Origin of the sequence: Methylobacillus glycogenes JCM 2850 (genome assembly GCF_000617925.1) — a bacterium.
GTDB lineage: Bacteria > Pseudomonadota > Gammaproteobacteria > Burkholderiales > Methylophilaceae > Methylobacillus > Methylobacillus glycogenes.
On sequence record NZ_BAMT01000015.1, the window covers coordinates 13,674 to 38,973 of the forward strand.

The 25,300-nt window shown below is 53.6% G+C and carries 20 protein-coding genes and 1 pseudogene; 13 read left to right on the top strand and 8 right to left on the bottom strand.

Translation table 11 applies throughout. The annotated features are described in order from the left end of the window. Positions 1-3: 3 nt before the first annotated feature. The 6 genes from JCM2850_RS22065 to JCM2850_RS19755 all read right to left on the bottom strand — a co-directional run bounded on the left by JCM2850_RS22065 (position 4) and on the right by JCM2850_RS19755 (position 7,489). A complete protein-coding gene (locus JCM2850_RS22065; RefSeq protein WP_199898369.1) occupies positions 4-801 on the bottom strand; it encodes an OmpA family protein in 798 nt (265 codons plus the stop codon). Then, positions 798-1,463 carry an SdrD B-like domain-containing protein gene (locus JCM2850_RS14655; protein ID WP_025872820.1) on the bottom strand — a complete coding sequence of 222 codons (666 nt, stop codon included), beginning with the start codon at positions 1,461-1,463 and terminating at the stop codon, positions 798-800. Before JCM2850_RS14655 ends, JCM2850_RS22065 begins: the two co-directional genes overlap by 4 nt. Then, a complete protein-coding gene (locus tag JCM2850_RS14660) occupies positions 1,460-2,434 on the bottom strand; it encodes a DUF11 domain-containing protein (RefSeq protein ID WP_159105184.1) in 975 nt (324 codons plus the stop codon). Before JCM2850_RS14660 ends, JCM2850_RS14655 begins: the two co-directional genes overlap by 4 nt. Next, on the bottom strand, positions 2,388-2,765 hold the full coding sequence (locus tag JCM2850_RS14665) for an SdrD B-like domain-containing protein (RefSeq protein WP_025872826.1): 378 nt from the start codon (positions 2,763-2,765) through the stop codon (positions 2,388-2,390). Before JCM2850_RS14665 ends, JCM2850_RS14660 begins: the two co-directional genes overlap by 47 nt. After that, positions 2,762-6,361: an SdrD B-like domain-containing protein gene (locus tag JCM2850_RS14670; protein WP_025872828.1), complete on the bottom strand. Its 3,600-nt coding sequence runs from the start codon at positions 6,359-6,361 to the stop codon at positions 2,762-2,764. Before JCM2850_RS14670 ends, JCM2850_RS14665 begins: the two co-directional genes overlap by 4 nt. Positions 6,362-6,631: 270 nt before the next feature. Continuing rightward, positions 6,632-7,489 (bottom strand): response regulator transcription factor, encoded by an 858-nt coding sequence (locus JCM2850_RS19755; RefSeq protein ID WP_159105185.1) that lies wholly within the window; start codon positions 7,487-7,489, stop codon positions 6,632-6,634. Positions 7,490-7,711: 222 nt separating this feature from the next. Here JCM2850_RS19755 and JCM2850_RS23105 point away from each other — a divergent pair. From JCM2850_RS23105 to JCM2850_RS14715, 8 genes and pseudogenes are all read left to right on the top strand, one after another. Further along, positions 7,712-8,164 (top strand): annotated as a pseudogene (locus JCM2850_RS23105) (7TMR-DISMED2 domain-containing protein); the annotation flags it as partial. A 158-nt stretch (positions 8,165-8,322) separates the two neighbouring features. Next, positions 8,323-9,765, top strand: a complete 1,443-nt coding sequence (locus tag JCM2850_RS14685; protein ID WP_234406291.1) for a sensor histidine kinase — start codon at positions 8,323-8,325, stop codon at positions 9,763-9,765. Between the two features lie 160 nt (positions 9,766-9,925). Continuing rightward, positions 9,926-10,384, top strand: a complete 459-nt coding sequence (locus JCM2850_RS14690) for a mobile mystery protein A (protein ID WP_025872836.1) — start codon at positions 9,926-9,928, stop codon at positions 10,382-10,384. A 32-nt stretch (positions 10,385-10,416) separates the two neighbouring features. After that, on the top strand, positions 10,417-11,019 hold the full coding sequence (locus JCM2850_RS14695) for a mobile mystery protein B (protein ID WP_025872838.1): 603 nt from the start codon (positions 10,417-10,419) through the stop codon (positions 11,017-11,019). Positions 11,020-11,766: 747 nt separating this feature from the next. Further along, a complete protein-coding gene (locus JCM2850_RS14700; RefSeq protein WP_025872840.1) occupies positions 11,767-13,251 on the top strand; it encodes an anti-phage dCTP deaminase in 1,485 nt (494 codons plus the stop codon). 38 nt (positions 13,252-13,289) lie between these two features. Beyond that, on the top strand, positions 13,290-13,604 hold the full coding sequence (locus JCM2850_RS21485) for a hypothetical protein (protein WP_148301300.1): 315 nt from the start codon (positions 13,290-13,292) through the stop codon (positions 13,602-13,604). A gap of 161 nt (positions 13,605-13,765) precedes the next feature. After that, positions 13,766-15,997 carry an OsmC domain/YcaO domain-containing protein gene (locus tag JCM2850_RS14705; RefSeq protein ID WP_025872842.1) on the top strand — a complete coding sequence of 744 codons (2,232 nt, stop codon included), beginning with the start codon at positions 13,766-13,768 and terminating at the stop codon, positions 15,995-15,997. Between the two features lie 403 nt (positions 15,998-16,400). Continuing rightward, positions 16,401-16,703 (top strand): HU family DNA-binding protein, encoded by a 303-nt coding sequence (locus JCM2850_RS14715; protein WP_025872844.1) that lies wholly within the window; start codon positions 16,401-16,403, stop codon positions 16,701-16,703. 87 nt (positions 16,704-16,790) lie between these two features. On the opposite strand, the gene JCM2850_RS14720 is transcribed toward JCM2850_RS14715, so the two are convergent. Continuing rightward, positions 16,791-17,681 carry a dienelactone hydrolase family protein gene (locus tag JCM2850_RS14720; RefSeq protein ID WP_025872846.1) on the bottom strand — a complete coding sequence of 297 codons (891 nt, stop codon included), beginning with the start codon at positions 17,679-17,681 and terminating at the stop codon, positions 16,791-16,793. 58 nt (positions 17,682-17,739) lie between these two features. After that, on the bottom strand, positions 17,740-18,831 hold the full coding sequence (locus tag JCM2850_RS14725; protein WP_025872852.1) for an SMP-30/gluconolactonase/LRE family protein: 1,092 nt from the start codon (positions 18,829-18,831) through the stop codon (positions 17,740-17,742). A gap of 569 nt (positions 18,832-19,400) precedes the next feature. On the opposite strand from JCM2850_RS14725, the gene JCM2850_RS20695 reads away from it, so the two are divergent. From JCM2850_RS20695 to JCM2850_RS20705, 5 genes are all read left to right on the top strand, one after another. Then, positions 19,401-19,772 (top strand): hypothetical protein, encoded by a 372-nt coding sequence (locus tag JCM2850_RS20695; protein WP_148301301.1) that lies wholly within the window; start codon positions 19,401-19,403, stop codon positions 19,770-19,772. Continuing rightward, positions 19,769-21,394 carry a TonB-dependent receptor gene (locus JCM2850_RS19760; RefSeq protein WP_051525449.1) on the top strand — a complete coding sequence of 542 codons (1,626 nt, stop codon included), beginning with the start codon at positions 19,769-19,771 and terminating at the stop codon, positions 21,392-21,394. Before JCM2850_RS20695 ends, JCM2850_RS19760 begins: the two co-directional genes overlap by 4 nt. Next, positions 21,313-22,083, top strand: a complete 771-nt coding sequence (locus JCM2850_RS20700; protein ID WP_159105186.1) for a TonB-dependent receptor domain-containing protein — start codon at positions 21,313-21,315, stop codon at positions 22,081-22,083. Before JCM2850_RS19760 ends, JCM2850_RS20700 begins: the two co-directional genes overlap by 82 nt. 350 nt (positions 22,084-22,433) lie before the next feature. Next, on the top strand, positions 22,434-23,561 hold the full coding sequence (locus tag JCM2850_RS14735) for a TonB-dependent receptor plug domain-containing protein (protein ID WP_025872853.1): 1,128 nt from the start codon (positions 22,434-22,436) through the stop codon (positions 23,559-23,561). Then, a complete protein-coding gene (locus JCM2850_RS20705) occupies positions 23,462-25,216 on the top strand; it encodes a TonB-dependent receptor domain-containing protein (protein ID WP_234406295.1) in 1,755 nt (584 codons plus the stop codon). Before JCM2850_RS14735 ends, JCM2850_RS20705 begins: the two co-directional genes overlap by 100 nt. Positions 25,217-25,300 lie beyond the last annotated feature (84 nt).

Genomic DNA, 25,300 nt, shown 5'->3' on the forward strand with positions numbered 1-25,300 from the left:
GGTCTACAGCTCGCCGTCTATGCTGATGCGGAATGGTGCGCCCGCAGGCTTTCCAGTCTTAGACCCACTCTGCGCAGTACTTTGTGCAGTACTTTGTGCAGTACTTTGTGCAGTACTTAGTGCTTCGCAGGCTGCACGCGGCGGGGCCACCACGGCCACGGGGGCAGCGGGAATGATTTCCTGCTCATCAAACCACACCTTGATAATCACGCGGCGATTGCTGGCCATGCCTGCCGCCGTGTCATTACTCGCCACAGGCTGGCTTTCGCCATAGCCGCGCAAGCTGAGCTGGCTGTCATCCAGTTGCAGGGCCTGCTTGAGGTAAGCCGCCACTGCCAGCGAGCGGGCTTCCGACAGGCCTTGGTTGTCCCTGAAAATGCGCTTGGCATTGAGTGACAAACGCTGATTATCGGTATGCCCGGCAATATCAATGCGCACACCTTTTTTGCCTTGCAACTGCGCACTCAGCGCCTGCAAGTCGCTGATGGAATCTGCGGTCAAATCGGCCTTGCCAGAGCTGAATCTGGCAGCACCACTATCTTCCACCAGCCGCGTGAAAATCTGCGGCTCGGCGGCAGGTACTTGCATGGCGGCGGCCTTCATGCGCGCCAGGGCACTGCTGCTGATGCCCGAGGGCAAGGGGTAGCTGACTGGCCCCTGCATTTCTGCCGGGGCGGGCAGGCCGTGCTGGTCTACCCTGGCGTTATCCAGGCGCTTGCCAGTTTCATGCTTGAAATCAGGCTCAGCCTGAGCCCCGTTAACCATCATGGTGATGGCAATTGCTATGGCGCGGCGCTTCATGGCTGAGTCTCCCCTTCTACTGCCTCTACTGCTGTTTCTACAATGAGCGGGAAAGCCGCCTGTTCTTGTTGTTGATTTGGTTTTTCATGCATCTCGCGCCAGCGTTTTCGTGCCAGCTTGGCCAGGCTGTCCAGGCGCTTCTTGGTCAATGACGGCTGAGCTTTATCGTTGGCATTGCTGGTATTGGCAGCAAAGGCAATGCGCAATACCGAAGGTCTGCCCTCCAGCTTGTGCAGCATGTCTTCAAACGCTTGCTGCCATTGCGGCTGCAATTCCAGCCCCGCAGGCAGGAAAGCGGCGTCATTGATATCCACACGCACCACGCGGTGTACGGTGGCGCCGAAGTTGAGCTTGACCATCTTGCCTCGGGTTACGCGCACATCACGGGGGTTTTCCGTGGTCACGCGGTAACCGGATGGCAGGGTGCGCTCATCCAGCTTCATGACAAAGTTGCTGCCTCTGTCCATCTGCGGAATATCGGCACAAGTGACATGGAAGCGGCCTTCGGCATCGGTAGTCACCAGCAGGCCACGCGCGGTTACCACGCGTACATTGGCAATGCCGGGTTCGCCCTGGTCCTGATAGCCGTTTGCGTTCTTGTCATCAAACACCTTGCCTATGATGTCCGAGCAGTCAAAGGTAGGGTCTGGGGTGACTTTCACCGGGGCGGAGCGATATTGGAAACCAGGGTGTTGACCAATGCGTTCTGCGCCCAGGCCTGGTTGATGTACTCGCCCTCGCCTACGCCAGTACCCACCACCAGAATCAGCTTGTAAGTCTTGCGCTCACCTGCGGTGAAGCTCTGGTTTTTCCAGCTCAGGTCACGACCATTGACTTCAGGTTCTATGCGCACGCCATTGATAGAGGCAGAACCACTGCGGTACTTGAAGCCAGGCGGCAGGCGGTCGGTGACGTCTATGTTGTTGATCGCCACCGAGCTGCTGGCGGTAATGGTGTAAGGCACCAGGTCACCACGCACTACATTCACCAGCGGCGTCACCTTGGTGACGGTGATAATGCCGCCCAGCATGGGGTCTAGCGGAATATGGTTGTTCACCAGATTGGCCGATACGCCAGGCTGCAGGTTAAAGTTGAAGTAGTGGCGTGTGGCGGCTGCGGCCAGGCCAGTGCTGTTGTTGGCAAATGAGCCATCTGCACTGCTGCTGGCGCAGGTGCTGGCATCCACAGGGCCTGCACCTACCGCAGGGGCTGTGGCGTTTTGCTGCACCATGGCCGGGTCTGGCGTGGCGGTCACCTGCAAGGTGGCCTGACACACGGGCAACATGGCCGAAGGTTGCGGCAGATAATTGGCGGGGTAGCTATCTATGCTCAGCGTGTACACACCAGCAGGCGCGTTTTGATTAAGCAGGAACTGATAGCCACCATCCCCAGCCGTGGTGTGCCTGTCCTGACCACCCACCAGATGCAGCGCCGGGGTAAAGCCAGCCGGGCCGCTGATTCTGACTACAGCACCGGATACAGGCTGGCGCGTCACCGCGTCATACACCACCCCGGCCGGGTCCAGCGGCAAGCTGTGGCCGAGAATGTTGTCACCATTGTTGAGGGTAATGCCACTCAGGCTGCCATCAAGGTTGGATGCGCCCGTAGTTGCTGATCGGGTGCACCTGACCATTGTCATAACCCAAACCCTGCTCGTTAGGGCGGGCATGGCCGTACAGCGTGCCTGTAGTGGGGTGAATAAACTTGACCTGATAGCCAGAACCCGGCGGCAGATTGGTAAAGCTGTAAGCACCATTGGCGGCGGTGGTCATGCTGGTGACCAGGCTGCCATTCCGCCACAGTTCCACCAGCCAATCGGCTTGCGGCCTGTCTTCAGCGGCGGGGCTGCTGCTGTTGTAAATGCGGTCGTGGTCACCATCCAGCCAGACATGGCCGCTGATGCTGGCGCTGCCAATGGCGGCGGCCAGTTCACCAAAGTTGTAATCGGTGCCAGAGTTGTTCAATACAACAACAAAGGTGTCAGACCCGGCTGGCAGCACGGTACGTGGCGGGTTGCCGCCCTGCGCACCTGGCTGCCCACCTGGTTTTTGCCGTTGGTATAACCTGCGGGTTGGGTTTCAACTATGGTGTAGCCGCTGCCATTGGAAGGCGGCAGGCCAGTAAAGCTGTAGCGACCATCGGCCCCGGTCTGCACCACACATTGCGCTATCAGGCAGACATCGCCGCCTGTGGCGGTAGTGCCAGACAAGGTGACGGTCACGCCGGAGATACCTACTTCACCGCTATCAATCTGGCCGTTGTCGTTGACGTCCACAAACACGCGGCCGCTCAATGACAGGTTGTTAGGCGAGATATCAGAGCGCACGGTGGTGGCTTCACCTTCGGTGTTATTGCCCAGATTGCGGTCATTCTCGTTGGCAAAAACTTCGGCCACGCTGTTATACACATCGCCACCCACGGCAGGCTCAGACTTCAGGCGCACCGAGAGATAACGATTGCGCACCTCGGCGTTTTCCATGCTGGCCTGTGCACCAGTGTAGGTACAAGTCACCAGCAGGCTGGCTGGCCCGGTGACTTCGCTGCCTATGTTGTTACAAATACTGCCTGCAGGCGGGCCCATGCTGGCGCTATCACCCAGAAAGCGCAGGGTTTTGCTATTGGGTGGTGTAATGCGGTAGGTAAAGCGCACCCCTGTGGCCTGCGAGGGGCCGTTATTCACCAGATTGATGGTGTAAATCACATCATTCTGCGGGTTATCGCCGTTGTTGCTGGGGTCATAACCCAGCGGGTCTACGTTATCGATATTGTTGACCAAGAGGTCGATGTCAGCGGCTTCCACCAGCAGCACGGCAGATTTGCTGTTATTGGCACCGTTGGTGGTGTCGGCATTTTCTGCGGTCGAGGTGTCTATGCGCGCGGTGTTGTTGATGCTCCATGAAGTGCCGCTGGCCTGACCGCTCTTCCAGTTGGGGCGCAGCACTATTGTGATCGTGCGCTGCTCGCCACTAGCCAGATTGCCACCCTGGCAGTTAAGCAAGGGGTTGCTGCCTGGGCCATAGCTACGGCCAGCTTCCAAGCCGCTGCAAGTGGGCGCGCCTGATGTCCAGTTGGCAGCATTGACAGAAATCACGGTAAAGCCTGGGTCTGTGGCGGCCAGCACAAACTGGTCACGCACCTGCACGTTTTGCGCGGGTGATGGCCCGTTGTTACGGAAGGTCAGCACATAGGTGACATTGGTGCCCGCCTGCGCCGTGGCCGGGGTAACAATCTTGGAAACCATTTCCACATCGGTAATCGGCACGATGACCACAGGCACAGAAGCGCTGTTGTTGCTGGTATCGGTATCGCCCTGGGTGGTGGAAGAGACAGAAGCGGTGTTGGTGAAACTGCCGCCAGTGAGGTTGCGCTCGACTGGTACGGTGAAGGTCACGCTTTGGCCCACGGCCAGCACGCCACCTGTCTGCGTACACACCAGCGCGGCGTTATCCATGGCGCAGCTGAATGTGGCGCTAGAAGCGGTGGCGTAGGTGGTGGCTGCTGCCACGTTTGGCGTATCACTGCGGTGACCGGGGATAGGGTCGCGCACCACAATATTCTGCGCATCCACCGCGCCTAAATTGCTCACCGTCAGCGTGTAGGTCATGACGGTTTCACTAGCATCCAGGCTGGTGTCACCATTAGGCGTGGTCACGGATTTTGCCATGGCCAGATTGATGGAGTTGGCCGTTTGCGAAACGCTGACATTGGCGTTGACGCTTTGACCTGCGGGGTACCAGCAATCTGGCACTGGCTGGCCAGAGCCTGGGCTGACGCAGCTGATATTGGCGTTATTTACTGCCACGCCACCCGCATGGCTACTCGCTACGCGCGTGATAATGCGCAGTGCCGGGGCTGTTTGCCCTGCGGGCAATGCTGCGGTGTATCTACATGTGGCTGCATTAGCGCCAGCATCCAGCGTATTGCCGCCGCCACTGCCTGCGGGGGTACATACCCAGCCCGTGCCGCTGTAGCTGACAAAGGTTTCATCGGCCAGTTGTATGGTATCCACCACCGAAATGCTGTTGGCCGGGGCGGCGCTGGAGCCCTGGTTGGCCACGGTAATGGTGTTGACTACGTCCTGCCCTGCCGCCACCGGGTTGGGGCTGCGCGATTTGGCTACGGTGAGGCCTGCACCTGCGGGCATGACGTTGAGGTTGACGCTGGCGCTGTTGTTGCTCGGGATAGGGTCAGCCGGGTTGCCGGGGTTGTGCGCAATCACCGCGCTGATGTTGTTATAGGTTTCCAGCTGGGTTACCGCAGGGGCAGTGGCCACAATCTGAATCTGGTCGCTGGCACCCGCGGCAAACGTTGTAGGGTGCTGGCAGGTAACCACCTGGCCAGAAGGCGTACAGGCCCAGCTACCGCTGCTTGAGGCGCTGGAGTTATACACAAAGCCTGCAGGCAGGTTGTAGGTCACCGTCACGCCATTGGTAGCACTGCTGGGGCCCTGGTTGCTGGGCAATACGGTAAAGGTCACCGGGTTGCCAGGGTTGGCGGGTGATGGGCTGGGCGCGGCCTGGCTGATGGTGAGGTCTGCCCCGGCATTCACCTGCACACTGGCAGAGCGCACATTGTTGCTGCTGAATGGGTCAGCCACGGCAGAGCTGAGTTGTGGCGCAATGGTGGCCGTGCCGCTGCTGACGTCATTGACGCGCGTGACAATATTGAGGCCGCTGAAACTTTCATTCAGCGCCAAAGGGGTGCTGCGGGTACAGGTGACTTGCTGGCCGCTGGCGCTACAGCTAAAGCCCGCGCCACCACTGCCAGTGGAGACAAAGCTTAGCGAGGCTGGCAGCGTGAGGGTGACACGCGGGGTGCTGGCCGCATCTGGCCCCAGGTTTTGGCCCCCCATGCTCCAGCTGATATTGCCGCCGCCTGTGACCGGGTCTGGGCTGCCGACTACGCTGCTGAGTTCAAGATCGGCACCGTTGTTGATGGTGGTGTTTTGTGTGGCGGTGTTGTTGCCGCTGTTGGATTCCACACTGCTGGTAGCCGCAGTGGCGGCGATATTGATGGTGCTGGCGGTGGCGGCCGTGGTGCGCAGGCGCAAGCTCATATTGCGCGAATCACCCCCAGCCAGATTGGCCGAGAGGCTACAGACCACAGTGCCCCCCGGGGCCACACTGCCTGCCGCCGGGCAGGTGCCGCCGACGATGCTGGCGTCCTGATAGGTGGTGGTGGCGGGCAGCGGCACGGTGACGGTGACATTGCTGGCCAGGTCGTTGCCGTTATTGGCGACGACGATGGTGTAAATCACATCGCCACCACGCGGGGCCGGGTCTGGTGTATCACTGAGGTTGGAAATCAGCACATCTACCGCAGCCTGTGCAGGCGCGGCGGCCAGCATGCCCAGCAGTGCCAGCAGGCTGATGGCTGCCCAGTTCAAGCTGTTGTTTTCTGCTGTTGACTGGCCGAAACCTTGATGCCCGGCTTGTGCGACAGCTTTTACAGACTGCACGTTAGCTGTTACCGCTTGAGTGTTATGTGCGCCTGAAACCGCCACACGCAAACCAGCAAAGCCCTGCTTGGCGTAAAACGCCAGCGTTCCCCAGATACTCATCCCTTGTGTTCCCCTGACTACGCGCCTTGAAGTTCCGTTGACCGCCAATACAGGCGCGGCACGGATTTATAGGCTGTGGAATGTAGCCACAATCAGAGTAGGGTTCACTAACAGTAACTCAGCAAAATGCACATTTGACTCACACAGACTCACAGCCTGGCTACAGTGAAAAACCCGCGTAGATTTAATAAAGACTTGTCACCACTGCATTGCGCGGCTGGGCGCAGGTTTTTTGGTAGTGTGAGAGGCTTGGTGAGGCAGGGTGGTCAATTAGGCCAGACGGACTAAGCAGACAAGGCAGCAATTCAGCTTGCTGTCAGGGAGATGGCCGAAATTGCTTGTGAAATGGAAGTCTGAAAAACACGGCTGAGCAGAAAAGAAAAACTCAGGTAATGACGCAAGCGCCCGTGAAGGTAAAACCAAAGCCGGGAATGGCTTGATAGGCAAGGGCGTACCCGTGGTGGCCAGCGCCTTGCGCCGCAGGCGCGAGATAATGACTTCAACGCGGTGAAAATCAAAGTCATTAATATCACCACCAAAGGCGTGAATGATATGCGCACGCGGCACAGGCTCGCCGCAGCGTTCTACCAGGCGGTTGAGAAAAGTGTATTCCTTGGGCGTGAGCGGTATGGTGATGTTCTGCGGTGATTCCAGAGTCCAGAATGATTTGTTCAAGCGCCATGAGAGCTTATCTGCGCTGGCCTGTGCGGCAGGTTGCGCTGCGGCGGCTGCCACGCCCTCACCCCCGGGCTGCTCAAGCCGGCGTGATAAAGAGCCCAGCACCGATACCAGCTCTTTCAGGTCCACAGGCTTGACCATATAAGCATCCGCGCCATCATTCAGGCCCTGCACGCGGTCTTCCAGCGTGCCACGTGCGGAGAGCATCACGATGCCCATCTTGCTGGACTGACGCAGATGCCTGAGCACAGAGAAGCCATCTTCCCCCGGCAGGCCCACGTCCAGAATCACTACATCAAACTTTTGCAGCACCATCTCGCGGTACAGCCCGGCGGCATCGCCCACGCCTGTGGCGGCAATGCCCAGCGAGCGCAGACCCAGCACGGTCTCTTCCCTGAGGTCGAGGTCATCCTCGACAATGATTACATTGAGATGGGTGGCGCTATTCAATTGAGTATAAAATCCGGCAAAATCTAAATACTTGTCATCAAAACACCTTAACCCCTGGATTCTAATCCATTGCGCCCACATCGCTCAGGCTTTTTTACAGGCTTTTCTCACTATTGCCTGCTTGCAGTCCTTGTACTATTGACCAGCACGCTGTCGTCTCTAGTCTATGCCTCGCCAGCTGAAACGTTGCCAGTGCAAGCGTTATCAGTTCAGCGCCTGTCCGTGCCTGCCTTGCAGGTCAATGAGCCACTGACCACCGGGCTAGAGCTGGAAAAACTGCAAGCCGTCAGCTATCTGCGTGATGCCACAGGCGATGATGATCTGGATGAAATAATCCGTAAGGACAAGGCCGGGCAGTTCACGGCCATGCCGCCCAACTGGGTGGCGGGTTATACCGCAGATGCCATCTGGATGAAGTTCACGCTGGCCTTCCCCAGCCATGGCATTGCGCCCTACTGGCTAGAAATTTCCCCCGCCATACTCGATGACATACAGCTTTACGTGCCCACAGGTGTAGAGCAATACCAGTTGCAAAGGCTGGGCGATCACCAGCCCGCCAGTGCGCGGCCCATCACCCATCGCAATTTTGTGTTTCCGCTGCATCCGCTGCTGGATGACCAGCCGCACACGTTTTACGTGCGGGTTAAATCCACAGGCGTGATCAACTTCCACGCCACGCTGTGGCAGCCCGGCGCGTTCATTGCGCAGCATAGCCGCCCGGATTCTCTGATAGGCGCGTATTACGGCATCAGGCTATTCCTGGCCATGTTTGCATCATTCTCTGGGTGTGGCTGCGCCATCAGATATTCTTTTGGTATGCGTTTTATCAATGCGTGGTGTGCAGCGTACAAGCCTATTTTGCTGGCACCGCGCAAATCATGTGGCCTATGGAGCCGCTGCTGGCAGATGCCATTCAGAAATCCCTCAACTTCTTATACACCGCCACCGCGCTGTGGTTTTACGCCGCGCTGTTTGACCTTAAAAGCTATTACCCGCGCACCCTGCGCGTGATTCATGTTTTGGCCAGCATCAACATTGTGCTGTTTTTGGCCGTGGTTACGCGTTTGATGCCCTACCCCGCCACCTGGGTCAATCTGCTTTACCTAGGCGGCATGCTGCTGTTGCTGGGCATCAGCATCCGCATACTGCGTGACCGCAGATACGGCAATGTGCTGTTTATTGCCTCACTCTGGGTCAACGGCATGCCCATACTGCCCGCCATTCTGAAAAACCTGGGCGTGCCCTGGGCACCCTCTATCACCATCATGGATAACCTCATACTCTGGCCCTTGATCTCCCTGGTGCTGGTGACGCTGGGCATGGTGAAATTTGCCAAAAACGAGGCCGAGAAAAAACTGCTGGCCAAAGACCTGGCGCTGAGAAACTCACAAGAAAGCGAGCGCATACTGGACCAACGCGTGAGCGAACGTACCCAGCAACTGGAGCAAAGCAATCACAGGCTAAAGCTGGAAATAGCCGAACGCGAAACCCTGCACCACCAGCTACAAGGCGCACTCACGCGCAAACGTGAACTCATGGCCGCCCAGCGCCAGTTTTTTGCCATGGCCTCACACGAATTCCGCACCCCACTGGCGATTATTGATGCCACCGCGCAACGGCTGGCACTGAGCCATGAGCTAGAAGCTGAGCAAGCAGCCAGGAGTGAGCAAGCAGCAGAAAAACTAGCTGAGAGTGAAAACGCCAGCACCACCCTCAACGCCATGAGCAAAATCCGCCGCGCCACCCTGCGCATGAGCCGCATGATTGATAACTTCCTCAATATGGACAAGCTGGAACTGGTGAACGTGCCAGACGCCATCACGCTAGAGCTGATAGACCTACGCCAGCTAATCCTCGCCAACGCCGAGCACTACCGCAGCCTCACCAACCACAGCATAAATCTAGACCTGCCAGATAACGCCGTGATGGTGTTGTGCGACCCCTATATGATCAACCTGGTGATCTCCAACCTGATAGACAACGCCATCAAATATTCGACTATGGGCACGGCGCTGGAAATAGCGCTAAGTGAGGTGAAAGGTCAGGCGCAGATACAGGTGCGCGATGCAGGCAGTGGCATAGCGGCAGATCAGCTAGAGAAGATATTTGAAAAATACTTCCGCGGTAGCGATAACAAGCAGATACAGGGCACGGGGCTGGGCTTGCATGTTTCAAGAAAGATTGCAGAAAGCCATGATGGCAGCCTGACGGTGAGCAGTGAGGTGGGCATAGGGAGTACGCTTGTGTTTAGCTTGCCGCTTAGCGAGTCAGGCTAAAGCACATCCACAGCACAGCACAGGCCACGCCAGTCACATGTCAACATAAAGGTTGACAATACTCATCACAATGTATACTTATACATTGACATAACTAATCAATATGTATACCTTAAGGTTTACTTTTAACCTTTAAATGTTTACCTAAAAGTATACAAACATGATTAAAAAAATTGTACTGAAGCAATATCAGGACATTGTTAATGCTGCCGCCAAGCATATATCCCCTGTTACCCGCCCGCCGGAAGGCTGGATTTGCACAGTGCGCAAATCACTCAATATGTCCGGGGCACAACTGGCACGGCGCTTAAAGGTCACGCGCGCTCGTGTTTCTCAGGCAGAAAAAGGTGAAATCGCAGGCGCGCTAACACTCAAGACCATGCAAGAGATGGCCGCGGCCATGAACTGTCAGTTTGTCTACGCCATTATCCCCAACCGCGATATAGAAACCCTGATACACCAGCAGGCAGTAGAAAAAGCAACTGACCTGGTGAGAAGCGCAAGCAACCATATGGCGTTGGAAATGCAGATGTTAACAAGAGGGCAAATGACAGATGAAATCAGCCGTTTGAAGAAAGAACTGCTAGAAAAGATGCCTGCCGACTTTTGGGATAAGTAATCATGGCGCAGGGTGACATAGCTCTAGATGACATGGCTCTAAACAATGACCATCCACAAGGCGCCACCCCTTTAGACCCCGATGAACTGGCCGGGCTTAAGTTTGCGCATGTCACAAAACGCGGAGAATTGGATCATTTAGAGCAAGCCAATATTCAAGCTGGGCTGCAATGGCTGCAAAGAACAAAGCGCACAGATATTTTAACTGAGGACTTTGTAAGAACCCTGCACAAGAGGCTGTTTGGCGATGTCTGGCGCTGGGCTGGCACCTTCCGCAAGACAGAAAAGAGTATAGGCATTGACCCAGTAAAAATTGCGGTGGAATTACACCATTTATTGGGTGACACGCAATATTGGATAGAACATGAAACCTTTCCCCCGCTGGAGATTGCAGCAAGGTTTCATCACAAGCTGGTTTATATACATCCATTCCCCAATGGCAATGGCCGCCACGCGCGCATCATGGCAGATGTCATACTCACCAAAATTTATGGCAGCCCCGCTATAGACTGGGCGGGCGGCTATGATCTGCAATCCATGAACGAGCGCAGGGATATTTATATACAAGCGCTAAGAGCGGCTGATGAAAGAGACTATAAGCTTATGTTTAGCTTTGTGGGGTATGAGCAAAGCTGAAATCTCAATTCAGGTAATCCAGTTATTCGACAGAGCTTAGATTTCATTGAAATCTAAGTGTGGCCCCGATGTGCGGCAATGAATATGAATTAGATAGACTCTCCCTACCGCTCAAGAATCACCTTCCTACCTATCTATACCCATATCAGCTTACCAATGATAATTTAGGTCCATTTCCACGACAAACCAGATTAGGAAGTTATGGTGCTGTGCGACACCTATGATCAATCTGGCAATCTCCAACCAGATAGACAACGTCACCAAATCTCCCCATAAGAACAGAGCGGGGCTTGCGTATGCCAAGTAAAATTGGTGAAATTCAGGATGAGAGATTGAAGGTAAGTTGAGAAGGAAGGACAGAAAGTCCTCTTATGTTGATGGTGCCGACTTGTGAGTGAGTATTTCACTCACAAATCATACAAAGCATATAACTTTACATTTCCCCTCTTGATAAATAGAGGTGGGTGATTTTTCCGCATATACAATAATCAACGAACCGACATTCCTCCCGAAGAACATACAACCTAAAAAAAAAACGAACAGAGCTTCACTAGACACAAGGTCTATAAATTATGTTCTCACTCGTCACTCTTAACTTGGATTGCAATACCAAACATTCATCACAAATATAAAAAAACAACCTAACATCATATAAATTGATTCCCAAAACCAACATTTCCAGTTTATTATCGTAAAAAAATTACGAAATACCACTTAGAGTTAAATTTATAACCGGGAGGGGGAAGTATGAATTTTCGGCAAAACACAAAAAAAGAAACAGAGATGGTTTTTGGATTGATTGGGCCTATAGGGTGCAATCGTCAATTGGTAATTGACACATTTACAAAGCTTGCACCACATTATGGTTACACAGCAATCAAAATTGGTTTGAGCAGCATCATCACTGAGCATGTACAACTCCCTCCTCACAACGATGATCAATATACTCGAGTTAGTGATCTGATGTCGGCCGGATCTGAATTAAGAAAAAGAACAAATGACAATTCAATATTGGCAAAATTAGCCGCAGTTAAAATAAAACAAAATAGAAATAATAATAACAAAACAATTTATATAATTGACTCTTTAAAACATCCAGAAGAAATCGAAGAGTTGAGAAATATTTATGGATTAGGATTTTATTTATTTGCCTTACACTCATCAGAAGAAAGGCGAGAGAAATATTTAAAAAATGATTGCCTTATCGCTGACAAGTCAAAAAGAAGAGAGTTAATAGAAAGAGATAAAGATGAAAAACTTGGCTATGGTCAGAGTACAAGTGAAGCGTTTCATCGAGCTGATTTTTTTCTATCAGAGAATGGCGACAGTACAAAACTTTGGAATGTTATAGAAAGATTTCTTGATTTAATATTTGGCCATCCCTTTAAAACTCCAACATTTCAGGAACATGCCATGTATATGGCATATTCTGCAGCAACGAGAAGTGCGGACATGTCTAGACAAGTTGGAGCAGTTATCACAAATAAAACTGATATTTTAACCACAGGTGCGAACGAATGTCCAAGTCCAGGAGGTGGAACATACTGGCCAAAATTTGATGCTTATGACCATAGCATAGAAGATATTAAAGACGGACGTGATTACACTACGGGCATCGACAGAAATGGTAAAGAAAAAAAATTAATTGAAGATGCCATATTAAAAGACATACCACCTGAAATTTCCGAACAACTCAAAAAAAACATCCAGACCTCGGGGCTAAACGATATAACAGAATATGGAAGAGTCGTGCATGCAGAGATGGATGCAATTCTTTCATGTGCTCGCCGAGGGATTAGCACATTAGGTACTGTTCTTTACTGCTCAACCCACCCTTGCCACAATTGCGCAAAACACATAGTTGCTTCAGGCATCTCTCAAGTTATTTATATTGAACCCTACCCAAAAAGCAAAGCTATCGATATGCATAAAGACTCTATTAGAACACCTGATGATAAATCAAACTCTGATAACAGAGTAGTTTTTACACCTTTCATTGGTGTTGGTCCGAGAATCTATGTAAATTTGTTTTCAATGACTCAAGGTTTTGGAGAAAAAACAAAAAGAAAAAAATCTGGAGCATATGAAAAGGCATCATGGGAAAGAATAAAAGCTTTCCCCCGTTTAAAAATTTTTGATACTTCATATATTAATAATGAAAAAATTGTTGAAACTGAGTCTGAAAAACTACTAAAAAATATAGACCCTATCATAATAGAGAAATCAAAATAAATTTACATACTTATTATTTACATCAACATGGAGACTTTATGACTATTGACACTTGGGCAGGAAGAAGCACTTTTAAATACACAGGATGTGTTGCAGTTGGTACTGGGATCGAATTTGGAAATTTAAACTTCATCAATGTTACAGCTGAACAATACTCTAATCTTAGAAACTCATATCTTGGCCAAATAGTTGTGGTAGGCACTTCATTTGACAACCCTCCACCTGGAAGCCTTGGTGCATGGCTACAAGCAAATGTCACGCGCACAGCAATTGCATCTTACGTTGCTCCAATCCTGATTCGTGAAGGCTACGCTATACAAGAAAGTGATTCAGAAATCCGCATCATTAGGTAGCTCAATTCTGATATCAATCGCGAAAATATTTTCTTTAGCATCATTTCCCTTACGGCTTGTTAGATCATTAACTCTAGCAAGCTCAATCAATCTATTCCCCCTACCCCCCACCCTGACGGATAATACCCCCCTTCCCCATCTACACCCCGCTGGACTTCCCCATGGAAATTAAGGTCAACTTTCTCGACAAGCTACGTCTGGAAGCCAAGTTTGATGACTTCACGCTGATCTCCGATCAGCCCATACGCTATAAGGGCGATGGCTCTGCGCCCGGGCCGTTTGATTACTTTCTCGCCTCCTCCGCGCTGTGTGCTGCCTACTTCGTCAAGCTGTACTGCAACACGCGCAATATCCCCACTGAGAACATCCGCCTCTCCCAAAACAACATCGTGGACCCGGAAAACCGCTACCAGCAGATTTTCAAGATACAGGTAGAGCTGCCCGAGGACATTTCCGCTAAAGACCGAGAAGGCATACTGCGCGCCATAGACCGCTGCACAGTTAAGAAAGTAGTACAGGCCGGGCCAGACTTTATTATTGAAGAGGTAGAAAACCTGGATGCAGACGCGCAGGCGCTGCTGACACTGAACCCGGACACCGACGCCAGCACTTTCATCCCCGGCAAGGATTTGCCGCTGGAGCAGACCATCGCCAATATGTCGGCGCTGCTGGCGGGGCTGGGTATCAAGATAGAAATTGCCTCCTGGCGCAACATCATCCCCAATGTCTGGTCGCTGCATATCCGCGATGCGCATTCGCCCATGTGCTTCACCAACGGCAAAGGCGCCACCAAGGAAAGCGCGTTGGCCTCGGCGCTGGGGGAATATATTGAGCGGCTGAGCAACAACCACTTTTACGCGGGCAGTTACTGGGGTGAAGAGATTGCCAATGCAGACTTTGTGCATTACCCCAATGAGCGCTGGTTTAAGCCCGGGCGCAAGGATGCGCTGCCCAAGGAAATTCTCGATGACTACTGTCTGGATATTTACAACCCCGATGGCGAGCTACGCGCCTCACACCTGATAGACACCAACTCCGGCAATGCAGCACGCGGCATTTGCGCCCTGCCTTATGTGCGCCACTCTGATGGTGCAACCGTCTACTTCCCCTCTAACCTGATAGAGAACCTTTACGTTAGCAACGGCATGAGCGCGGGTAATACCCTGGCAGAGGCGCAGGTGCAGTGTTTATCCGAGATTTTTGAGCGTGCGGTCAAGCGCGAGATTATTGAAGGTGAAATCAGCTTGCCTGATGTGCCTGCCGAGGTGCTGGCGAAATACCCGGGCGTGGTAGCGGGTATAGAAGGGCTGGAACAGCAGGGCTTTCCGGTGCTGGTGAAAGATGCCTCGCTGGGCGGGGCTTACCCGGTGATGTGCGTGACCTTGATGAACCCGCGCACTGGCGGCGTGTTTGCCTCGTTTGGCGCACACCCACGGCTGGAAGTAGCGCTGGAGCGCAGCCTGACCGAGCTATTGCAGGGCCGCAGCTTTGAAGGCCTCAACGACCTGCCACAGCCTACCTTTGCCAGTGAAGCGGTGACTGAGCCTAATAATTTTGTGGAACACTTTATCGATTCCAGCGGCATAGTCTCGTGGCGCTTTTTCAGCGCGCAGGCGGATTATGAATTTGTGGAATGGGATTTCTCGGCGCAGGCCGGGGAGACTAATCCCGGAGAAACTAATCCTGAAAACGCCAATGCCACAGAAGCCGCCACCCTGCTGGCCATTTTGCAAGACATGGGCAAAGAAGTTTACAGCGCTGTGTACGACCAACTGGGTGCCGTGGCCTGCCGCATACTGGTGCCGGGTTATTCCGAAATCTACCCGGTGGAAGATCTGGTGTGGGACAACACCAACAAGGCCTTGCTGTTCCGTGAAGACATACTCAAGCTGCACCAGCTGGACAATGCCAGCCTGGAGGCACTGCTGGAGCGGCTGGATAGCAATGAGCTGGATGATTACGGCGACATAGGCACACTCATAGGCATTTCCTTTGACGACAACACGCACTTGGGCCAGCTCACCGTGCTGGAGCTCAAGCTGCTGGTACACCTGGCGCTGCAACAGCTGGAAGAAGCGCATGAGCTGGTAGGTGCCTTCTTGCAGTACAACGACAACACCGTAGACCGCGGGCTGTTTTACCAGGCCCTCAACGTGGTGCTGGAAGTGCTGTTGGATGATGAACTGGAACTGGCAGACTTTGAAGCCAACTTCCGCCGCATGTTTGGCCATGAAAAAATGGATGCGGCCATAGGCTCATGCGATGGCACAGTGCGCTTCTACGGCCTCACCCCCATAGGCCTGCAACTCGAAGGCCTGGATAGGCACCAGCGCCTGCTGGATAGCTACCGCAAGCTGCATGCGGCCAGAGCCAAGGCAGCGGCTACTGCTTAAGGTGTTGGCACTAGACTTATCTCTGTAAGCATTTATATCTTTAAACCGCAGGATTAAAAGCTAAAAACCCAGCCAAAGGCACTGCAGCAGCAGTGCCTTTGGTTTATCTGGGCAGGCGTTTACCCTGCCTTGCTGCTGCCTGAGCACCATTGCTGGGCGTAAGGCAGCGCTGCCGTTGCCTGCTGTGCACATGCCGGGCAGGCGCTTGCAGGCCAGCAATTCTGCCTAAGCTTTGCCGGGCGCGGCCTGGCTGCATACTCTATTTGTGTAATTCATATGTACAATACTACATGCCAATTTGGCACGCGCTTTGCATCATGTTCACCGTCTTGCAGCCAAGACCAAGAAAATAAGCAGGCGCTCAAACTGCGCCCATACATGCATGCATAAGGGGAAGAACAAGATGGTGAAATCAGAACTGGTAGATAAACTTTCAGACAAGCTAGAGGCCAATGCCAGCAACCTCTCGCGGCAAGATACCAAGCTGGCGGTGGATATTATTTTGCAGGCCATCAGCCAGACCCTGGCCAGCCACGATAGAGCCGAGATACGTGGCTTTGGCTCTTTTGATGTGCGTATCAGGCCGCCCAGGCGCGGGCGCAACCCCAGCACCGGGCAAAGCCTGCAAGTGCCCAGCGTGGCGGTGCCTTACTTCAAGTGTGGCAAGCAACTGCGTGCGCTGCTGAACCAGCAGGCTGGGGCTTAGCACTGCCTATATCTCGTTAAATCATGCACGCTGAATCAATCACGCCATCAAGTGCGCCATATCAAGCGCACGGAATTAACCACGCCATTAAGCACGTAAATACTGATTGAAAAAATCTATGGTGCGCTGCCAGGCCAGTTTGGCAGCGGCTTCGTCGTAACGTGGTGTGGTGTCGTTATTAAAGGCATGCTGCACGCCGGGGTAAATATAAGCCTGATACCTCACCCCCGCCTGCTTGAGCGCGCTTTCATAGGCGGGCCAGCCTGCGGTAATGCGCTCGTCTTTCTCTGCCAGTTGTATCAAAAGCGGTGCCTTGATCTTGGCAACATCTTCTGCCGCTGGGTGCGCGCCATAAAACGGCACGGCGGCATTCAGGTCTGGCAGGCGCGTGGCGAGGAAATTGGCAATACCGCCACCATAGCAAAAGCCCACCACGCCCAGCTTGCCATTGCTATCAGGCAAGGCACGCACAGCCTGCGCCGCCGCCACAAAATCTTCACGTATCTTGGTTTGGTCCAGCGTGGCAAACAACTCACGCGCCTTGTCTTCATCGCCGGGGTAACCGCCCAGTGAGGCCAGTGCATCTGGCGCAAAGGCAATAAAGTTATCCAGCGCCACCCGGCGCGCAATGTCCTGAATATGCGGATTCAAACCCCGGTTTTCATGCACCACCAGCACCACAGGCAGCTTGCCGCTCACCTTGGCTGGCCGCACCAGATAGCCTTTGACCTTGCCTGTGCCATGGGGCGAGGCAAACTCTACCCATTCGGCCTTCACGCGTGGGTCATCCGACGTGATCTGCTCGGCCTGGGCAAACTGCGGCGTCAGCGCCGCCAGTATGCCCTCGGCAGTGATTCCGGCCACGGCAAACTTGGTCACCGTGCCCAGAAAGCCACGGCGTGTGATATCGCCATGGGTGTATTGGTCAAAGGCCTTAAGCACTTCGGGATGAAAATCTGCTGCGGTCTTGCGTGTCATCGCTCACTCCTGGGGTTATCAGGGCCAAGGGGGTTAAAGGCCTGGCCTGTTGCTGGGATTATTTGGCCCGGCCTAAAAAGCCGGGAGTCAAGGTGCTGATTTTGTAGACCGCGCCACGGCCCACCACATACAGGGTTTTCTTATCCTTGCCAGCAAAGGCCAGGTTCTGCGGTGGCTTGGGCAAAGCAATGCTGCCCAGGGCTTCACCCTTGGGGCTGAATATCTGCACCCCATCATTGGAGGCCACGTACAAACGGCCCAGGTTATCCACCGCCAGGCCATCGGCCCCGCTGGATTGCCCGGTTTCCGTGGTTTTAAGGCCAGTCAGTTTGGCAAAATTGCGCGATTTGCCCACACTGCCATCCGCCGCCACATCATAAGCCAATATATATTCCCCATAGGTATTGGCCACATACAGGGTTTGCTCATCCGGGCTGAGTTGTATGCCATTGGGCCGGGGAATATCGTGGCCCAGTGTCAGCAGCTTGCCATTGGGGCTGAGGTAATAAAACGCAGGATGGGGTGAGTTGGCAGGGCCGGGGTCTGTGAAATAGACACCGCCTTTTTTATCCAGCACCAGGTCATTAGGGCGGTTGAGGGCATGCTCTGCGGGCCCCTTGGTCAGCACCCTGGCATGCGCTGGCGGATAAATCACGGCAATCTGCGGCTCTTGCGTCTGCACGGCGACAATATCGCCCTGGGCATTGAGCGCTAGGCCATTGGCGCCTTTACTCTGCTGCAGAAACTCCGACACCGTGCCATCTTCGGCAATGCGCACAATGCGGTTGGCACGGGTTTCGGTAAACAGCACGCTGCCGTCCTCATAGGCCAGCGGCCCTTCAGTACCGTCAAAACCGTCCTTGATAAAAGTAATGGGCGTACCCTCGGCCACCACACCCGGTATAGCTGGCGTGACAGTGACTTGCGGCAGTGTCTGATCACGCTGATCACGGGCTTCTGCCGCAGAGAGATCATGCGAAACCAGTATGGCGGCCAGCAGCAGCGTCGGCAACAATATACGGGCAATTTTCGTGGCTTTGACTGGGGAAATTTTGACGATATTGCCTGATTGATTGAGTGCAGAATTTTTCTGCCCAGGCAGATGATTTTTTATTCTGCTTTCAAAAACTTCCAGTTTTGCATAGCACATGATTATTCTGCCCTTTTAAATGAACCAGATCATTACTCAGCAGAATACATGCCAGGAAAATGTTTTAAATTATTTAGAGAATTTACTCTTATAAAAAATGCCACCATATAAAATATATGATTGATTAAATTGATGTTAATCAAAAATTATCAATGTAAACTCCATAATTAAATATATTCAAACACAGCAACACCCCATGCTTTAAATGCAGCAGTACAACAAGAGATGCTGCGTATCCAACATATTCATAGCAAAATTAAGCACTAAAAATTTTAATAAAAAATCAACGCTTAAAAAGTGTAAATTTCAACACTCTCTGCTGCATATCCATCAAAAAATATCACCTTAATGAATCGTCCCCAACAGAAATAAACAGTGCAAGCGCGTGCTTGATCACGCGGTGAAATTTGGTCAAAACCAGTACTAGCAATGTCTAAGGGAATGTAAACCGTGGCGTCTGCCAAGGCCAGACCAGGCAAGTAGCCCGGCTGGCACGCATGTTGCGCTTTTAGCTGCTGGCTTGGCCAATATGGCCGGGCCTGACCTCATCATTCATTCAGGGAACCCTTATGCATATCACCCCCCCGGTACTCTCCCGGCTTCCCCACGCTGGGCGCTTCAGACAGCGCTTGCTACACGCATCACTGCTGGCTGGCCTGGGGCTGGCTTTCTCCAGCCCCATGCTGAGCCTGGCCGCAGATGACGATGTGCTGCGCCTGCAACAAGAAAACGCCAGGCTGACAGAAGAAATCGAAGCCTTGAAGCGCCGCTACCAGCAGGGCCAGGCCAGCCCAGCAGAAGCAAAACAATCTGAAGTTAACTCGGCTAAAGCTAACTCGGCTGAAGCTAACGCATCAGTAACCAATCAGCCTGTAGCCAACGCTGCAAGCACGACTGAACCACGCGCGGCAGCGATAATGCAGCCGCGCTGGGTGCGGTGATTGTCACCTCGCGTAATCGCGAGGAAATTGCCCAGGATGTGCCTATCCCGGTTTCAGTGATAGGGGCGCAAAAGCTCGACCGTGAGCGCATTTTTACCGTGGATGACCTCACGCGCGTTACGCCCGGCCTCACCGCCACCACCCCTAATGCCCGCCGCTCTGGCATTTCTATCCGTGGCATAGGTAAATCCACAGGGGATGAATCGTTGGAAGCAGCGGTGGGCACCATTGTCGATGACGTTTATCTCAGCCTGCCCGGCATGACTTACCAGGACTTTACCGACCTGGACCGAGTGGAAGTATTGCGCGGGCCGCAAGGCACGCTGCTGGGCAAGAACACCACCATGGGTGCCATCAACTATGTAAGCAAGGCCCCCAGCTTCACGCGCCAGACCTACTTCGAAACCGAAGTGGGTGCCAACCAGAATGGCAGTGATTTCCCCGGTGCCCTGCGCGCACGCGGCTCACTCACCGATGCCATCGTTGATAACGTGCTGGCCTATCGCGCCTCTTTCTTTGTCGATAAGCAGCAAGGTGATATTGAGAACGTCAACAATACGCTGGAAGGCTCAATTGCCGACCGACGCTTTCATGAGCGCAACCGCTATGGCGGCAAGATTCAATTGCTGCTCACCCCCAGCGAAACCTTCTCTGCGCGCGTGGCGCTGGATTACTCCGAATCGTCGGAATACAGCAATACCAAGCCGTTTCAGTACGACCCCAGCACCTTTGCCGATGGCTCGCCGCGGGGCAACACCTATAGCGCCCGGCTGGCGCGCAGCTATTTTGGTGGCTACCGCCCCATCATAGGCTCCAAGGACAAGATAGATATTGGTCAGGGCGAGCCGCTCAAGACCAACAACTATGGCATCTCCGCCAAGCTGGACTGGCAGCTGGGCAGCCATACGCTCACCTCGATCAGCGCCTATCGTGGCTATGGCTTTGACGCGGTCAATGACAGCGAACAGACCCGCTTTGACATTGCCACCACTGGCACCCTGGTCGATCACAAGCAGTACTCGCAGGAGTTCCGCCTGACCTCGGATATAGGCAAGCTGCTGGACTACCAGCTGGGCTTGTTCTACCTGCACAGCGAAACCGTGCAGACCAGCCGCAACGGCTTTGGCGATGATGCTGGGGCTTTCTATGCCACGGGTGGCCAATACAACACCCTCACCAGCAGCGCCATAGGCCGCTCGCTGCTGCGGCAATCGCTCAACAATCTGCGCGTCAACACGCGCTTCCGCCCCGAAACCGACAGCTATGCCGCTTTTGGCCAGATCAACTGGCATTTGACCGAGAAAGCCACCCTCACCACAGGCTTGCGCAACACCTATGAGGTGAAAAACAACTCGGTAGAAAAATGGAGCACAGGCAACAATGCTGCCTTCACCGAAGGCAGCCTGGCCGAGAACAACGCCGCAACTGCCATACGCGATGGCCGGGTTAACAATGTCTATGGGCTGCAAAAGGGCGAGGAAATCCGCGATAACTCCATCTCTTGCTGCTCAGCCCCAATTACAAGCTCAATGATGATGTGTTGCTGTATGCCTCGGCTGCAGGCGGCGAGAAATCCGGCGCGGTGTCGTTCAACAGCAGCACTGGCCGCAGCGATAATGTAGACCCGGAAAAATCGCTGGATTTCGAGCTGGGCTTCAAGGGCTTGTTCCTTGAGCGTAGCCTGTTGCTTAACGTCAACCTCTATCACACCCGCGTCAAAGGCTATCAGGCCACCACCAATGTGGTGGATGCCAGCACCGATACCGGCTATCGCTCACGCCTGGGCAATATCCCGGAAATTACCGCCACCGGGATTGAACTGGAAGGCGGCTACCGCGCCAGCGACAGGCTGAGCTTCAACTTTGGTGCTGCTTACAACCGCGCCAGATATTCTGATTGGGAAACCGCCACTTGCCCCACAGAGCAACCCAACCAGAGCGTGTGCGACAACACAGGCAAGCAGATTGTGGGTGCCCCCAGGCTAACCGGGATTTTCGGTGTGCATTATGTCCAGCCTATCTGGGGTGGCTTCAAGGCACAGGCTTTCCTCAGCACCGTCATCCGCTCTAACCAGAATGTGGAAAACCTGCTGTCAGAGTTTGGCAAGCAATCCGGCTACTCGGTCACCGATGGCGGCCTGGGCATCATAGGCGGCAAGCAGGACAACTGGGAGTTCAACCTGGTGGCCAAAAACCTGTTCGATAAGGTCTACACCACCAGCGTCAACGCCTATAGCAATAACGCCCCGGTGGGCTATGACGGCCTGGGCCAGCGGCGCTATGTGGGTGTAGTGCTGCGCTCCAGGTTCTAAACCCGGCAGGGAGCCACTCGCGTGGCTCTCTTTTACAACTTTTTTGAGCGGCTCTTGCCAGGCCTTTTGCATTGCTGCAAATGACGGCTTATGCCTATCAACTTAAGCAGACAAGCGGCTTTTATGACTGTTTTGTTTCAGGCAGCACTGTTTGAAATATGGATTTCTCTGCATTTACTCAACAACAGTTTTGTAAGGAAAGCTCTGTTGCTGTGCTGTGGCGTTTGCAACAGGTGTTGTAAATAAGCCCAAGAATCATAGCGCTACGATCTTTACAATTTTTATCAATGCCATGGCATGCGCCTTGCGCTTAGAAAATGATTTTTTATTTCTATCGCTAGGGGAGTTTCATGCAAAAAAAGAATATAGCGCCCGATACCAACAGGCGCATACCCAGGGAAAAACCGCAGTTCAGGCTCAAGCCTGCGGTAGTGATGCTGGCCAGCATCATGGCCTTGGCATCACAAGCCAGCTATGCCGCTGATGAGCAACTGGTGCAGGAGTTGCAGGCCGAAATTGCGCGCCTGAAACAAGAACTGGCCAGCCGCAACAACCCCAACAGCGCCGCACCGGAACACCAGACCACACCACAAGCCCAGGTCGCTGCTAATCCGGAAAATGCCGATGACAGCAACAACGCACTTGGCTCTGTGGTGGTCACCGCAAGAAAACAGAACGCGGTGGAACTGGTACAGGAAACCCCGGCCTCGGTGTCCGCCGTCACAGGTGAAGAACTGCAACGCCTGCAAGCCACCAACATCACAGAAGTGCTATCCCGCATAGGTAATGTCAACTTCAACTATGGCAACCCACGTACTGGCAGCCTGACCCTGCGCGGCATCACTACGGGCAGCAGCGACCAGATAGACCCTACCGTAGGCACGATACTGGATGGTGTGAGCATTGCTTATACGCCGCTGGTAAATGGCTATATCTTCACCGATATTGAAACCGTGGACGTGACGCGTGGCCCGCAAGGCACCACAGGCGGCAAGGCTTCGAATATTGGCCGCATCACGTTCAAAACCAAGGCCCCTACTTTCACGCCTGAAGCCCAGGTATCGCAGGTATGGGGTGATTGGGGCACGCTACGCTCCAATGCTGTGGCTGGTGGCCCGGTGATTGATGGCCTGCTGGCCTGGCGCGGTACTTTTGTGCGTGAGCAGCAGGAAGGCCCGTTCAAGAATGACTTTCCTGACCTGAAAGGCCGTACCTCGTATCAGAACGTGGATAGAACTTTCGGTCGTGTGCAATTCCTGCTGACGCCTACTGACAATTTCTCCGCCAAACTCAGCGTTGAATATCAACCCAAGGGCGAAGAGTTCGTCAATGGCAGCTCGGTACGCCATCCACAGCCACGCTATTTCAGCGATGGCACATTGAGGACTTCGGGCGTGGACACCGCTATAACCGCTACGTCACCCGTTTTGGTAGAAGCCCGACCTGGAACCCGGCTACCGACTACTACGGCTCCATGACCTTTGCCGATAACAACGGCGGCATCATCACTTCATCGCAGGGTGCCACTATCAATCTGGAGTGGAATGTAGCCGGACATCTGCTGCAATCGATTACTGGTTATCGCAACCATTGGTTCAGCGCGGCTAATGACGAAGGCACGCCTTACGACATTACCAAGAGCGGCGGTTATATCACCAGCTATGACCAGAAAAGCCAGGAATTCCGCATCACCTCAGAGCCTGATAGTCAGCGCAAATTTGACTACACCGCAGGTATTTACTACATCACCACCGATAACGATTCGCTGCAGAGAACCCGTTATGGCAATGATGCTGGTACCAATCAAGCCAGCGATACGCTTTATAACAACTTGACCGCCCTGGGCGGTGCTGGTCAGGCCTTGTTGCAGGATTCGCTCAATCTTTCCTACAAATACACCAACAACTTCGTCAAAAACGAAAGCACGGCGGCATACGGCAGCATAGATTGGCATTTGTCTGATCCCCTGACGCTGACCACTGGTTATCGCTTCTCCACCGAGAAGCGTGAAACCGCCAATGGTGTCTGGCTGGCAGACCCCGGTGTAGGTGGAGACTTCACACAGGCATTTGGTACGGCCACTACCGCAGCGACTCTGCCGACCAATCCGACAGACTTGGCGGCTGCCAACAGGCTGGCCGCCAGATACTTTGGCAGCACCGCAACCTGGGCATCGATAGGCGGCACCAATCAAGGTTATATCCGTCAAGTTGCTTTGTTACGCAACAGCACGCTGGGAACCTCCAGCCTGTATAACGTCAAGGATGCAGACCGCGCCTGGAAAGGCGATCTCAACACCGCCAATATCAGCCTGAAGAATCGTTTCAACGAAAACCTGACGGTCTATGGCGTGCTGCAATATGGCGAAAAAGCCGGGATTGCCCAGCTTGATTCACGTGGCGTTTCCAGCCTGGTGAAGAAAGAGCGCACCACTGGCTATGAAGTAGGCGTGAGGACCTCCTTCCTTGACGATACGCTGGCCATTAACGCCAATGCCTTCGTGAATAACATCAAGGACTTCCAGACCACGGTGAACTTGATAGACCCTGTCACCACAGCAGCCAACATCAATGCGCGCCCTAATTTGTCCTATGACGAGAACCTGGCGTTCCAAAGCCTGGTAGGTAACTTGCCTGGCATACGGGTCAAGGGGCTGGAAATTGATGCGGCATACCGCGGCATTGAATATCTCTCCTTGCGCCTGGCGGCTGCCTACAACGATGCGCGCTACTCCAAGGATGCCTATCTGGCACGGCCATCAGAGGTCAACCCTGCCACCCACCCTGCTGCCTACTACAACGCCAAGGGCGACACGCTGGATAACGCCCCTAAATACACTGCCAACCTCAGTGCGGATTACAACAAACCCGTATTTGGCAAATACATCTTCCACACCACCGCCAATTACCGCTTTACCAGCAGCTACCAGACCAGCCCTTCGATTTATAACGAAGTGGATGCCTATGGCCTGCTGGATGTGGGCATAGGCTTTGGCCGCAGGGATGGTTTGTTTGATATCAACTTTATCGCCAAGAACGCCTTGAATGAGAAATACAACATCAAAGGTTGGGATAGCTACACCGCCAGCCTGCCAAGATGGATAGGCGTGGTATTGAGCACCAAGCTGTTCTAAGACTAAAAGCCAAGGCAAGTGCTGCTGACCGCCCCCCAGCAATACCGCGCCAGCATTTGCTGCCAAGGCAACAGCCGCTGATGG